Source organism: Nostoc sp. GT001, assembly GCF_030382115.1.
Lineage (GTDB): Bacteria > Cyanobacteriota > Cyanobacteriia > Cyanobacteriales > Nostocaceae > Nostoc.
The window spans coordinates 3,225,607-3,240,868 of record NZ_JAUDRJ010000003.1; the positions used below are offsets into that span (position 1 = coordinate 3,225,607).

Sequence of the window (15,262 nt, forward strand, 5' to 3'; positions counted from 1 at the left end):
TTACATCTTTGCATCTCAATATTTCGGAGAATTTTCGCATTTACTACCTCAAATGCGATCCAATCACATCAAGAATTCTCTGCGTACCTCTGTGCGACGGCAGTCGCTACAACGGAGGGAACCCCCGCAACACGCTGCCCATTGGTGTCAACTTAAGCTAGAAATAGCTGCGCTACGGGCTTCATAACCCGCCAGAGAATGAATTCTCTGGCTCATAGCTAAAGTCTACTTCAGTAGACTGAATATTTTTGGGGATATCTAGTCATCTTCAGATGACTTTAGCTATGAGACAGGGATTTACAATCCCTGGCGGACGTGCGGTTTCGCGTTAAGTTGACACCAATGTGCGCTGCCTCCCCTCTGCGTTTAACAATATTTAAGTTATCTGCAAAAACCCAGACTATTTTTTGATACTATTTAAGACCGGACTCTTTAAATATTGATTGACGTATGAGCAAAGGTACCCTGTTTGATAAAGTTTGGGACTTACACACCGTTGGTACACTTCCCTCAGGGCTGACGCAACTATTTATCGGGCTTCACCTAATTCATGAAGTCACCAGTCCCCAGGCTTTTGCTATGTTACGCGAGAGGGGTCTAAAAGTACTGTTTCCAGAGCGGACTGTGGCCACGGTCGATCACATTGTGCCCACAGAAAACCAGGCGCGTCCCTTTGCCGATAGCTTGGCAGAGGAAATGATTCAGGCGCTCGAAAATAACTGTCAAGAAAATAAGATAACTTTTTACAATATTGGTTCTGGTAGCCAGGGTATAGTTCACGTCATCGCTCCAGAACTCGGACTGACTCAGCCAGGAATGACGATCGCTTGTGGAGATAGTCACACTTCCAGTCATGGGGCATTTGGTGCGATCGCATTTGGTATTGGAACTAGTCAAGTCCGGGATGTTCTCGCTTCCCAAACCCTTGCTCTCTCAAAATTGAAAGTCCGCAAAATAGAAGTTAACGGTACTCTCAACCCTGGAGTTTACGCCAAAGATGTCATCCTGCATATCATCCGCACCCTTGGCGTGAAAGGTGGTGTGGGTTATGGCTATGAATTTGCAGGTACGACCTTTGAGCAAATGAATATGGAAGAGAGGATGACTGTCTGCAATATGGCGATCGAAGGCGGTGCTAGATGCGGTTACGTCAATCCCGATCGAGTCACCTACGATTACCTCAAAGGCAGAGATTTTGCACCCAAAGATGCAGATTGGGATAAAGCAGTAGCTTGGTGGGATTCCATCAAGAGCGATGCAGATGCCCAGTACGATGATGTAGTTGTATTCGACGCTGCGGAAATTCCTCCTACCGTCACTTGGGGGATTACTCCCGGTCAAGGTATCGGTGTCAACCAGTCAGTACCTCAGCCAGAAGAACTGCTAGAAGAAGACCGATTTATTGCCGAAGAAGCTTACCGCTACATGGATTTATATCCCGGTCAACCGATAAAGGGCACTAAAATCGATGTCTGCTTTATTGGTAGTTGCACCAACGGCAGAATTAGTGATTTGCGAGAAGCGGCGAAAATCGCCAAAGGTCGCCACGTTGCAGAAGGAATTAAAGCCTTCGTTGTCCCCGGTTCCGAACGGGTGAAGGAAGAAGCAGAAGCTGAAGGACTGGATAAAATCTTTCAAGAAGCCGGATTTGAATGGCGAGAACCAGGATGTTCCATGTGCCTAGCCATGAACCCCGATAAGCTGCAAGGAAGACAAATCAGCGCCTCTTCCTCCAACCGCAACTTTAAAGGCAGACAAGGTTCCTCTTCTGGTCGGACATTGTTAATGAGTCCGGCGATGGTCGCTACTGCTGCCATTAAAGGCGAAGTCTCTGACGTGCGTGAGTTGCTGTAATTTTTTGGTCATTGGTCATTTGTCATTGGTCATTTGTAGAAATTAACATACTGTCATTGAAATGATAGGTAAATAAAGTTTATGGTGAGTGAAGTTAAAACAGTTTCAGGGCGCGGTGTACCCTTAGTGGGCAATGATATAGATACCGATCGCATTATTCCTGCGCGATATTTAAAAGCCGTTACCTTTGATGGGTTAGGCGAAGGCGCATTTATCGATGACCGGACAGCGCTCAAAGGTGAACATGCCTTTGACCAACCCCAATACAAAGGGGCGAATATTTTAATAGTCAACCGTAACTTTGGCTGTGGTTCATCACGAGAACATGCACCCCAAGCGATCGCAAAATGGGGAATCCAAGCTTTAATCGGTGAAAGCTTCGCCGAAATCTTTTTTGGTAACTGTGTGGCAATGGGCATACCTTGTTTGACAGCCGATGCTGTGACTGTTAAACAACTGCAAGATTTAGTTGCTGCCAATCCTCAATCTGCCGTAACAGTAAACCTGGAAACCTTGCAAGTGCAAATTGCTGATTACACCGCTCCAGTTGCGATCGGTGAAGGGACAAGAAGCACATTTATTTCTGGAACTTGGGACGCTTGCGGTCAGTTGGTGGCGAATGCTGACCAAGTTCTGGCAACAGCTACAAAATTACCCTACGTCGGTTGGAGCAATTTAGCCGCGAGTTAGTATTTTCTCATTCCCTGACTGTCAGCCAGGGAATGATGTCAACTGCGGTAAATTCTTGTGATTCCTGCGTGGCATCCAAATACTGTTCGGTTAAGGCAAGAGACGCGATGAATCACCGTCTTAACAATAACTCAGTCTTTAACCAAATCGTATTAGCATGGCCTCTCCCCTAATAGGCTTACGGTGTACACACAAGTCATCTGATTACCCAAAAGTCCTTCTAAACCTCACCCTGGTTTTGCTATGCAAAGCCTTCCGATAGGACAGGGTGAGGTTCTTTTATTATAGGCAATTCAGCGGACACGATATAAGCCGTCGAATTTACGTAACTCTAGAACCAAAATATTGAATCAGATTAAAGTATTACATTTTACTCATTAGATAAATACTTGTTTGAGAGTAAATGTAAAAATCAATGCTCCAATTTCAACAAAAATCCGGGTTAATAACTGAATGAATTGATTTTTATTAGGTACGTTGGAATCACTAGTACTTATAAATTCTTTGAATCAAAACTTACAATATTTTTCATATAAACACTCACTTATTAATACGACTCAACGAATTAAGCAGCTGTTAGTAAAGTCACAATACGAATACGGTTTAGTATTTAATATTGTCATTTTTTCAACGTTACTTACATTTGTTTGAACTTGAGCAAAAATCGTTCAATCAGTTGAAAGCTAGTTTGTAAAAGGCATTCACGAGCTACTCTTTCTTTTTCAGATGACGTAAAAAGTCAGGATGTATTCAACTCTATCTATAAAAATCATAGTGAAGAAGTTTTACAAAAACCAATATTCTGCATAAAAGAAGAAAATATCTCTGAGTAATACTTAGCAGCTAAAAACTATAAGTTTTGTAGTTCATAGAGAGAAACTAGTACTTCCATACATTTATTAAAAATGAAGTATTAGTAACTCATTATTCACTTAGAGAAATTAAGAATTAGGAGTATTAATCATGGCAGTAAATTGGATTCCAGACCCAGAGGCCAACTAATGGAGCAGATATAGGTATCAGTAATGCTGCTTCTGATAACTTCAATGGTTTGGGTGGAAATGACAGCCTTTTTGGAAATGGTGGTAACGATCTGTTACGAGGTGGCGATGGTATCGACTTTCTATCTGGTGGAGGCGGGAATGATACCCTAATCGGAGATCGTGGGAACGACACCTTCACTGGCGGAAACGGCAACGATCGCCTGATTTGGAACAATGGTGACGGTAGCGACAGAATCAGCGGTAATGCTGGCTATGACGTGGTTGAGGTCAACGGCGCAGGTGTGGGAGACAACTTCCGCCTGCAACAAGATGCTCAAGGCAGAGCAATCTTCGATCGCCTGAACCTGGTTCCTTTCACTCTGACTGTAGACAGTGCAGAAAGGTTTGAAATCAATGGTGGTGGAGGTGAAGACACCCTTGATGTCAACAACCTCTCAGGAACTTCTGTAAATGCAGTCTGGTTCACAGGCGGGGCAGGAAATGATGTACTCGATGGTAGTGGTACAGCGACACCGTTAAGAGCCTTCGGCGGTGAGGGTAATGACAGCCTGACAGGTGGTACTGGCAATGATAACCTCTATGGTGATACTGGTAATGACCTGTTACGAGGTGGTGATGGTATCGACTTTCTATCTGGTGGGGACGGGAACGATACCATACTCGGAAATCGTGGCAACGACACCTTTACTGGTGGAAACGGTAACGATCGCCTGATCTGGAACAATGGTGACGGTAGCGACAGAATCAGCGGTAATGCTGGCTATGACGTGGTTGAAGTTAACGGCGCGGGTGTGGGAGACAACTTCCGCCTACAACAAGATGCTCAAGGCAGAGCAATCTTCGATCGCCTGAACTTGGTTCCCTTCACTCTGACTGTAGACAGTGCAGAGAGGTTTGAAATCAATGGTGGTGGGGGTGATGACACCCTTGATGTCAACAGCTTGTCAGGAACTTCTGTAAATGCAGTCTGGTTCACAGGTGGGGCTGGCAATGACTTCCTGGATGGTAGTGGTACAACAACACCGTTGAGAGCCTTCGGTGGTGAGGGTAATGACATTCTCTATGGTGGCGCTGGCAATGACTTACTCTATGGAGATAGTGGTAATGATACATTACGAGGTGGTAAAGGTAATGACATCCTGACTGGTGGTGCTGGTGGCGATCGCTTTGTATTCAACTCAGGTGTTGGGTACAATAGTGCCGATCTCGGTGTCGATACAATTACTGACTTCAGCAACTTTAACGATAAAATTGTCCTCGATAAGACAACTTTTGGCGGACTCAATAATCTGCTCCAAATTAGGATAGTAGCTAATGATGCAGCAGCGGCAACTAGCTCTGGACTCATTACTTACAGTCTTGGAACTGGCAACTTGTTCTTCAACCAAAACTTGACATCACCAGGCTTTGGGACAGGTAGTCTGTTTGCCAACATTGATAACGATAACAATCAATTCACAGCCCCACCATTATTATCAGCGATAAACTTTGAGATCGTTGCGTAAACATCTCTCAAAATCCATAGAAGGCTAAGGCATGTCTGCAAGCTTACAGCTAAATCCAAATTAGCAATATTGATAATTGCTAATTTGGGATAATTGAATCCTCCTCATACTTCAAGTACGGGGAGGATTTTACAGCAGTTTTCTTTTGTATGAAGTATGAGGTTACGGAGGCAGACACTCTTTATAGATGATATCATGTCCGCCAAATTACCCATAATAAAATAACCCCCTCCCCGCAGGCGGGGAGGGGAGACAAAGCACAGCTTTGGCGGGGTGGGGTTCTTCGGGTTTAATAAGCAATCAAGCGGACATGATATGACACGCCCTAGGGGATTGACGGGTGTTGTAAATTAAGCTCTTGGAATGCCTCAGAAGACTCTTCCAATGTTAAGCTACCAGAAGATTTACCGTTGATTTGTAGAGTGTATTTACCTTGTGGCAAGCCTTCTAAATAATAGACTCCAGCACCGTTGGTAACAGAAAAACGCCGAGTCCCCCGATCTGGTTGTATAGCTTCTACACGTGCGCCTGCGATCGCTTAGCCTTGAGCATCCGTAATTACCCCCGATCGCGTGTAAGAACGAATTAGCGGAATCATCACAGGGGTATAACTCCCCGCAATCACATCAACGGCTAAAGATTCAGCCGCAGCCTGCCAATCAGGCGGTAAACCTGCTGGATCGAGATCGAGGCGATAAACGCCGGGAGACATCCGTACTAAAGTGCAATCGCTCTGGATTTGTGGTAAAAACGACTTCAGCGGTTTATTATTCAAAGTCAACAATAAATCAGCGTTATCTGTATAAACTTCCTCGCCTCTATCCTGTTTGCCGTTATTATTCCGGTCAAAAAATGGCTTAATTGACAGTCCGCCTTGTGTACGGAAATAATTAGAACGGCGATCGCCTGGACTAATACCCCCTTGTAAATTCAGGCTAGAAGCTAAATCTATGCTGAAAGTTGCTTCATCGGAACTTGCCGATACTCCTTGATAGCGCGCCCGTAATAGCAAACCTGGTAAAACTGTTGTTGATAATGTCGCTAGTAGTCCATTACCCTGAGAACCAGTGCCATAACCCAACTGTATTTCCCATCTATAACTACCATCAATCGCCTGTTGTTGTGAACGATACCGCCAACTCACACTTAGCAAGCTGTCGTTACGGTTTTGATTCTGTGTTTCATAATTTAACAGCAGGGCGTTGCCACTATTAGAAAAGCTGTTTTTAGAAAAGTTGTAAGTTAGTTCCGACAAACTGCCAATTTCGTTACCGCGTTGCGTTAATTCTAGTCTCCCAAGACGTTGCAGCAAATTCCAGCGCAGGCGGTTTTTAGTATCTAAGCTGACACGGGCAAAGGTAAAGACATCTTTGCCACTCAAGTTAATTTGCATACCGCCAGATGTCGCATCAGCTGTGTCAGTACTAGTGAATAAGGTGAATTGAGGCAAAACTCGCCAATCTAGATTAAAACGGCTAGACAAGCGATCGCTAATAAATGCAGCACTCAAGGTAGAAAATGGATTATAGCGAATATCTGTATTCACATCCCACTTATTACCCGTCAGTGCTGAAACTGCTACTTCCAAAGGTAACTTTCCCGGACGCCAAAATAATTCTGCTAAGGCTCTAGGCGATTCGTCGTACACTCCACCTAAGCCTACTGTCAGATTTTCTGATAAACCCCAACGCCCAGCAACTCCGCCCCGAAAGTCAGAAAAGTTGCCCAACAGACTTTGATTTCCCACAAAATCCCGTCGTAACCCACCAGAAACGATTAATGCTGAAGCACCTGCTGGTAATTGTCCTAGTACTGTCGAAAAAGTAGCCTCTTGAATTTCTGGTTGGGCGGTGAGTCGTCCTTGGGGATAAAGCAAGACGCGATAATTGTTGCCCAAAAATTGATTTTGGCTTTTAATATTTTCAAAGCGGTAAATGCCAGACGAATCAACTAAAATTTCGGCAATTACGCGATCGCCAAAACCTTGTACCAACCGCGCTAATGTACCTGGTTCAGTCTTACCAGAAATTGTCCGTCCAATAGCATCTGCTTGTAACCGTTGGCGAGGATCGGAAGAACCGCCACCGAAGGGTTGAGGTGGTACAAAACCCTGTCGTTGAATGGATGTAAAACCCCAATAGTCTCCTGTTCCTTGAGTCTGCCAAAACGTTGGCTGGGAACCTACAAAATAATCAGCTGAATTAGTTTGTCGCAGAAACTGCGCTTCGGCAATATTCCAAGTTTGCGGATTTTCTAAATTTGGTTGATCGGTGCGGATGAACCACGAACCACCAAAAGCACTACCAACAGCCAGAAAATCACCTCTATAGTTTGTCGATCTGGTAGCACTACCGCTAGCATTTACCTTCTGTTCAATTGCGGCAATACTAAACTTTTGAGGTGCAATGTGTGGTAATCCTTCCAGTTGAATCGGAGTTTCCGTTTCTGCTAGTTTGCCAGTAGATTGATCTAATCCTGGAACATCTAAAACTATGGCGTATTCATTGATATCAAATTTTGCCGTTACGCCAAAGAGAGTTTGTAAATCTTGAATTGTCAAGACTAATCCTAATTCTGGATCGGTGCGAAGTTTTGTTGGGTCGATGCGAGTTACAACACCAGGCGATCGCACTTCTAATTGACCATCAGGTAAAGTGGTAATATTTAATTTTAATCCTTGAATTACAGCATCATAGGGTAAGAGCCAATTTGCAAAATCAATTGCTTCAGAACCATCTTCTTGACCGCGCACTAAAACGCTAGGATTGACATTGCGGTTCCCTACATTCAATCCTACGGGAAAAACTTTAAATTCAGAATCCTTCGCTAATTGGTCAGTTGTGGGCGTTTGTAGATTTGAAATCGCAGGTGTATCTGCCTTCGCTGGGGCGATCGTAATTTGACAGATAATAGCGATCGCAGCTAGCAGATATTTGCTTATAATAGTTAATAAGCGAAGTTGCACAAAATTTTCATTTCTCAGGAAATTTATTAAAAATAGACACATTGCAATGCAATGTGTCTACAACATATAATTCCCACGTACCAGGCAAAATTATATATATTAATCCTGTATTTTACAGCCAGACTAATTCTCCCAAATCAGGCTAAAGATGCCAGATTTAATTTGAATTTATTAATTACGAATTACGAACTTGTACTGAGCGTCTTGCCCTGAGCGTATCGCTAAAGCGAAAGCTCCGCTAACGCGTAGCGTCTCGTAGAGAAGCCGTTGGCGTGGTAACAGAGCGTAGTCGAAGTGCAGCCTCTCGTAGAGAAGGGAGCCGAAGTATTATGAATTACGAATTTTTACACAAGCTATTTTTTATTTGATGCCGCTGTTTGTGTAGGAATAGTAATATTTAAATTGAAGGGCAACTTAGTTTTTTTACTGTCTTCACCCCAAAACAACTCACCACTTAGCTGATATTGACCGGGTTTGAGGGCTGGTTGGTCTTTATTGGGGTAATTTAATAAGAAATTGCGATCGCTATTTGCCACCACAGCATTAGTATCTACCTGCCCAGTTTTGATAACAGTTTGCCCTTGGCGCAAAGTCCAATTTAAACTAGGGAGAACAGTTGCTTGACCTTGATTGCGAACTAAAATTTGAATTTGTTTTTGCTCTGGGTTAAAGCTGGCACTATCAATCGCTAATTGTGGAGAAAGATTGCCTTTTCTGACGTAGAATGTCACGCCAATTCGTGCCACCAAAGTAACGTTATTACCAGCAGCATCTTTGGATTCACTGAGAGTTTCATTAAACACTACCGCACGATATTCCCCATCAGGTAAATTAGGAGCCAAGCGGCTAATGAGGCGCACCCGCCGAACTTCTCCTGGTTTGACAGTCAACTCACGCGGTGAGAATTGCAGATATTTTGTCAGGTCATTGGGACTAGAGGATAAGGTTTGAAACCCTGTATCGCGGCTATATGTGAAAGGTTGAGCATAGATCCGAATCCGAGAAGGAGTCTTACTGGTATTGGAAATTGTAATCATTCCTTGGGCTTGTCCGCGTTCCGCCTTGGCTTCAATCACCAGAGGAGAAACGCTCATTTGTGCTTTAGCAGCACCAGGAAACAATATTAGGGCGAATAAGCCAGCACTAACAGCAGCTAGAGAGCGCCAATTATTATTGAGCATATTTATAAATATGGCGGGATTGTAAATTTAATTCCTGATTTATAATTCCCAAAAGCAGGGTTATTTTATCTCTGGGTAATCAGAAAAATATCTTGCCGCTTGAAAATTTATTCTCTAGCGACAAGATATTCAGCAATTATTTTTCTCAATCAATCTGAAGGAAACGGGAAAAATTTTAGACTATGGCACGATAGTCAAGGTTGTTACATAGCTGTAGTTTCCAGGAAGAAGGGGACTGCCCTTATCTACGATCATGTCTATATCCAAAGGCAAACCGCTACCAGGGGGCAGTAACACAGGACTACCACCCTGAGAACTCGTACTACCAAAAGATGAGTTGATATGTCCGGCAGAGAACATAGGTGTAAACGCAGGGCCTCCGGTCTGCTGTGGCTGAGATATACTCACTCTGGCACCTTGATTACAGCTAACAAAAACCTTACCAAATTGCCCTCCAGTAAATCCTCCCGCTAGTGCAGTTGCATTAGTCGGCTGGTTGAGTCCCAATTTACCAGGGATAATTTGATCGAAGTTGCAGACACCACCGACATTTCCTGTAAAAGGAACATCAGCAGTTTGTGCCATTGTTTTGGGTGCAACAGCAACAGAACCAACAATTATCAAAGCAGCGGTTAATAAAGAACGACGAATCATTTTTAAATCCTTCTCAAATGAATTAGAGTTCAATCAAACGAAGCATCAACAAGAAAAGCAGTTATGGTGCGATAGTTAAGGTAACAACGTAGGTATAAATTCCTGGCGTAAACGCTACTGGTCGTTCTACTAACAAATTCACCTCTAGATTGGTGTTACCTGCNNNAGCAAANGTTGCGCTCCCACCACCAACATCACTGCGAATATTGATCGAACCAAATTTTAAAAAGCCAATGTGCGTTGTCCCAGATGGATCGGGACTAGGGCCAGATACAAGCTTGGGAGGAGAAACAGTAACAGTTGCAGATGTGCTGCTTTGCACACCGATAGTGGCAGGAGTTTGTGATTCAAGATTTGTCGCAATTCCACTAGAAGTGCTAGAAATAGTTGGTTCAGCAGTGCCAGGGGCAGAAGAAATAAAGGTAGCTTCAGCTGGAACTGTTCCACTGAACGGAACATCTGCACTTTGAGCTAGCACAGCTCGATCTAGAGCGAATGCCTGCAAGCTTAATGCACTTGCCAGCACCAGGCTAGAGGTTAACGCTAGACGGTAAAGCATAAAGAAGTTAACTAATTACTCAGCGCTGTCTTGTCTCAGTGCTTTTCTTAGAATAGCTATCAAATGCTACATTATCGACCGCAGAAATACGATATTTCTATCTCTAAGAGCAAATTCCGTTAAGATACTTAGCCCAAGTTACGGTTTATGAAATTTAGGTTTTTTGTCGATTCGCACAAAACGTGCGGGGGGCTACACCACAGATTTAGCTGAAGAGGCGAGAAACATCAACGAAACCTCCATGAAGACTGACAATATTTGAAACTTCTGAATACATACTTCCGACTTTACCTGATTGATGGGTAAATAAATTATGACAACCCACAATTATCAGGAGTTCTTGAGCGCGGGAAAATGCAACGTTAACCCGTTCTGGCTTCTTGGCAAATCCCACATCTCCTTTACTATTGTTGCGAACCATGCTGACAATTACAACAGGTCTTTCCATACCTTGAAATCTATCTACAGTACCAGTACGAATTTCTAGGGAAGGGAAAAGTTCAGATTGCAAACGCTCATCAATTTTTCTTAATTGAGCGCCATAAAATGTAATTACGGCAATTTCTTTTTTGGGTTCACCATTAGCAACTTTAGAAGCCCAAGTATTCTCAAACTGCTGACACAAACGTTCAATCGCATCAATTTCTGGAGTATTAAAGTAAGAAGTTCCATTTTTTTGCTCTAAAAACTGATTCTCAATAGGCGTTTTTACCCAGAGAATATGGTGAGATTCTCGGATAATTTCATCTGCTAAATGATGTGCGCGTTTTGTGTCAGGTTCCAAAATCCCAGATTCTAGTTTACCCTCATAAAACTGATTGATTGCTCCCATAATAAATGGATGCATTCGATATTGTGTAGTTAGCATTTGTTTAATGCTTTCATCAGCAGATTCAAACTGACTTTTAAATAGTGATTCTTCTAAGAATTGTAGTTCGTCTCTTGTATTGCCTATTGTTTGGGCAACTTCTTCTAAAGTGCTAGTATCAAGCATGGGTGGTAATTGCCGATGATCTCCTACCATAACTAACTTTTTGCCTTTCAATGCAGGGATTAGTAACTCTGGTGGAGTACATTTACTAACTTCATCAATGATAACGACATCAAATGATTTGAATTCTTCCGAAAACCCTCTATTTGCAGCTTGAACGCAGGTGATACCGACGACATTAGCATTATCTAAATAAATGCGCCTTAAATCATCGCGATCGCCTTCAGTTGGCTCTCTTAATTTTCCTATCCAATCTTGAACAAAATTCTGATATTTATTGAGATAAGTTTCGTCTGTCTGGAGTTGTTGTTGCCAAGATTCAAACTGAGTATTGATATTGCGTAAAAACTCTATACTAAATAAGTCGGCTTGGGAATTTTCTGGTTTAAATTTATCAGGTATTGCTTGCCATTCTGTCAACCACCAGCTTCGTTCTTCTCTTAGGTTTTCTGATGGCTGTGGTTGTAATTTTTGTTCTATCTCACGTAGATTAATTTGTAATTTCTGAAGTTGCTGTAGAGAAGTTTCAGTTTCTACTTTTAGCTTTGATAAATGCTCATTTAAATAATGTTTAATTATCTCCAGTACAGCAAAAGGTTCTAATGATGAGATTAAAGTTTCAAGCTGACTAATAGAAGTTATACAAAAATTTACTTGATTTGCAAATTCTTGGGGATGCTCCCAAATATTTGATTGTGTTGCAAGATATTTTTCAACTAGAATACGTAATTGAGCGGGGATATTTTTTTGATTAAGCTCTTGCAAGATATTAATAGCTTGTCCAAGTTGGAAATTAGCATCTTGCTGTGCTTTTTCTACCTCAGCTTGAGTAATAGATATTTGCTGTTGGCTAACTTCATTTTTCTGAAGTTCATTTAATTGTCGTTGTAGATGTTGAAGCTGTTGTTCAGTTTCGGTTTTGACTTTTAAAACGCATTGACGCGCATTTGCAAGGATAGTATCTAGCAATTCTTCTGTAAGGCGGGTGAGAGTAGAATCAATGTTATTCCATTCCCATGATGCGCCATAAGTCCGTTGTATTCTAACTAAAAAACCNTGGGTATTTTCAACTAGTAATTTTCGCTGTTTGGGGTTGAGTAGCTGATAGTTGTTGAACTGTTGATAGGTTTCTTGCCATTGGGTGCGTAGGCTTTGCCCACCGTAGGTATCGCTCTTTGATAGCACCATTGGAATCTGACTAAAGTTTTGTTGTAAAAAATAGCTGAAATTATGCTGTTTCCCCTGTCTATCAGTAAAACCTCCGTCTATTTCATAAGCGATCGCCTTTGCTAATACTTCCCATTCAGGTAAATTTATTTTATAATTTTTTGGTACTATTGGTAGTTTTAATGTGTTAGCAAACATCAACAAACCTAGCGGTAAGTCAACTAAATTTTCTGTGAGTGGTAAACCTGATTGATGACATTCTTTTAAAGTTTGATAGAGATGAGAATGTGCTGTAGATTTCCATTCTTTAACTGCTGAAATAATGTAATCTATTTCCCGTTGGCGATTTTGCCATATCTGGATTGTTTGCTGTATATTTTGCAGTTTGGCAAGATATTGCTGATAATTTGGTTGTAACTGATTTAATGAGGCGAAATTTTGTTTGACAACCTCCACTGATGCCGCAACTTCTAAGATGGCTTTACTTGCCTCCTGAGCATAAGTCAAAGCAGTTTTAAATCCAGAAATTTCTCTTGCTACAGTTTCACGCAACCAAACCGCTAAACCAAAAGCACCAAGCGCTGGACGCACAAAGCCAAGTTCATCAGTATATTTGATGGTTTGACGAACATTTGCTAAAAATTCTTCTACTAAACTGTTACCTTCTGTATAGGGTTTAAGAAGTGGCAAAAAATCTGTAACTTCTGAAGCTTCCCAGTTGATATTTGGTAAAGTATTTAATATATTTTCTAATTTTGTAATTAGTGATTCAACCTGTTCTGTCTTTCTACAGTTTCGTTGTAATATTTTTCTTGATTTTGAAAGTTTACCTCTAGTTTTACCNTTATTTTTATTGAATTTAGTTTGTTGATGATTAAATTCTTCCTCTGCTTGGAAGTAGGCTGCAAATCTTTGTGATGATGCCAGTAATTGAGTGAAAATTTTAATATTTTCCAGCCGTTGAGTCAGATTATTTTCACAGTCAGTTGCAGTATTTTCTAGCCATCTGCCAATCACTTGGTCTTCTAGAAATGGCTGTCCTTCTTCCCCAACTTTTTCGGCTCTCCCCTTGCGTACAGCCCGAATCACTGGGTTGTGAACTAATCGACTCAGGGCGTTATCCACTGCTAAATTGGCTTGAGAAGCAATTAGAGTGCGTCCACCGCGAAGGGCAATTTGATAGCAAATCTCGGCAATTACGGTAGTTTTCCCAGTACCCGGTGGCCCTTGGATGAGAACAAGATCCTGAGCGGCAAGTACCTTTTCCACTGCTGCTTTCTGACCAGGATTTGCAGAAGATAATAATAAATCTTGTGGTTGAAGTTCAACAGTTGTTTTGATTTGTCTAGCCTGAGAAGCATCGAATAAAAAGTTACCCAAATAGGGATTTTGGGTGTAACCGTTATTCAAATCATCTAAAGCTTTTTTCTTACGCTGAATCTGCTGAATATCACCAACTGCCTCAAAACACAAAAATCCTGTATCTGGCAACTTATAACGCTCTGCTGCCATGAATTCAGCTAAGTCGCGTTCTAGTCGGAGGCTGATAACACAACGGTTGGGGTCAACTTCTTCAACAGTCCCTAATTGACGACCGCTAATCCAATTTTTGCCGACGGGAGCAGTTTCAAAAAGCTTTAAATCTTCGTTTTTTGTGCGTCTTGCTCGTTCCCAGAAGTTTTCTACATCGAGGGAATTTTGATAAAAGCCGTCAAGGGTGGCTGAGCCTACATCTATTTCAAAACTAATCCGTCTTTTGAAGTTATAGTTATGACTTACGTAACGCACGCAAAACTGACGCGCTTTCGCAATTTTTTCTTCAATTTGCAAAAACGCTTTCCAAGCTTTAAGCTGATCTTCTGTAGGGACATTTTCGCCACAAACTGGTGCGGCTGCAATGCGTTTCAAGGTCGTGGGTGCAATGTCGAGATGATGCTGATGATTAGGTAGCAAACGTAAGCGACAAGGTATCGCATAGCTATCGACGTGTCCCCGTGAGAGCTGTAATAACTGAGCCGATAGTATTTTTAAACCTCCCCGTCCATCTTTTGGTACAGCCGCTCTAAATCCTAATGTTTTTCTGAGCTTCTCAAGTCTTGTAGGTAACTGAAAATCATCAGAATCTGTTGCTATGGTCAAATCCCAAATTTCTTCTCTTGCTTCTTTGCCTGCACCTTTACGACGTACATAAAAGAGAGAAGGCTTTTTCCCTACACATTCATACATTAATTCATTGGCGCGATCGCGCCGCTCTCTAAATTCAGAATATGATTTAAGGGCAGCTTCACCTTCAAGATGGCGGATAAAGCTATCAATTGCTGAAGCTATAAACATATAGCCCCAATCTTCAGAGGTTGTTTTAGTTTTCGAGGATTTTGCTGTTAGTTTATTTATCGCTATACGAATTCGTTCTGCATCGGATTCTGAGATTGCACTAGTATGACTTTTAACTGCAATTTTTAGTTTTTCACAAATTACTAATAGCTTCTTGCTATCCAAATTCAATTCTTTTGCTAGTTCGTATATTCTGAGTTTGCCGTTGTTCATCCAGTAGTGCCTTTGCTGACAAAATAGGGTTTAAATTTCAACGCAAAGGGGAGGCAGCGCGTTGCGGGGGTTCCCCCCGTTGTAGCGACTGCCGTCGCGCAGAGGTAAGCGCAGAGTAGCGCAAAGTTTATTTTAGTCCTATTCG

8 protein-coding genes are annotated in these 15,262 nt (G+C 42.1%); 3 read left to right on the plus strand and 5 right to left on the minus strand.

Annotated features, from left to right (window positions below; genetic code table 11):
• The first annotated feature begins 450 nt into the window (after positions 1–450).
• The 3 genes from leuC to QUD05_RS16845 all read left to right on the plus strand — a co-directional run bounded on the left by leuC (position 451) and on the right by QUD05_RS16845 (position 5,053).
• Positions 451–1,854 carry a 3-isopropylmalate dehydratase large subunit gene (gene leuC / locus QUD05_RS16835; protein ID WP_289797074.1) on the plus strand — a complete coding sequence of 468 codons (1,404 nt, stop codon included), beginning with the start codon at positions 451–453 and terminating at the stop codon, positions 1,852–1,854.
• A gap of 81 nt (positions 1,855–1,935) precedes the next feature.
• On the plus strand, positions 1,936–2,544 hold the full coding sequence (leuD, locus tag QUD05_RS16840; protein WP_289797075.1) for a 3-isopropylmalate dehydratase small subunit: 609 nt from the start codon (positions 1,936–1,938) through the stop codon (positions 2,542–2,544).
• 1,012 nt (positions 2,545–3,556) lie between these two features.
• Positions 3,557–5,053 carry a calcium-binding protein gene (locus QUD05_RS16845; RefSeq protein WP_502911433.1) on the plus strand — a complete coding sequence of 499 codons (1,497 nt, stop codon included), beginning with the start codon at positions 3,557–3,559 and terminating at the stop codon, positions 5,051–5,053.
• A 325-nt stretch (positions 5,054–5,378) separates the two neighbouring features.
• On the opposite strand, the gene QUD05_RS16850 is transcribed toward QUD05_RS16845, so the two are convergent.
• From QUD05_RS16850 to QUD05_RS16875, 5 genes are all read right to left on the minus strand, one after another.
• A complete protein-coding gene (locus QUD05_RS16850; protein ID WP_289799986.1) occupies positions 5,379–5,588 on the minus strand; it encodes a carboxypeptidase-like regulatory domain-containing protein in 210 nt (69 codons plus the stop codon).
• 3 nt (positions 5,589–5,591) lie between these two features.
• Positions 5,592–8,018: a carboxypeptidase regulatory-like domain-containing protein gene (locus QUD05_RS16855; protein WP_289797076.1), complete on the minus strand. Its 2,427-nt coding sequence runs from the start codon at positions 8,016–8,018 to the stop codon at positions 5,592–5,594.
• 353 nt (positions 8,019–8,371) lie between these two features.
• On the minus strand, positions 8,372–9,199 hold the full coding sequence (locus QUD05_RS16860; RefSeq protein WP_289797077.1) for a fimbrial biogenesis chaperone: 828 nt from the start codon (positions 9,197–9,199) through the stop codon (positions 8,372–8,374).
• A gap of 180 nt (positions 9,200–9,379) precedes the next feature.
• Positions 9,380–9,853 carry a hypothetical protein gene (locus QUD05_RS16865; RefSeq protein WP_289797078.1) on the minus strand — a complete coding sequence of 158 codons (474 nt, stop codon included), beginning with the start codon at positions 9,851–9,853 and terminating at the stop codon, positions 9,380–9,382.
• 764 nt (positions 9,854–10,617) lie between these two features.
• Entirely contained in the window at positions 10,618–15,117 is a 4,500-nt protein-coding gene (locus tag QUD05_RS16875) for a translation initiation factor IF-2 N-terminal domain-containing protein (protein ID WP_289797080.1), read from the minus strand.
• Between the last annotated feature and the right edge of the window lie 145 nt (positions 15,118–15,262).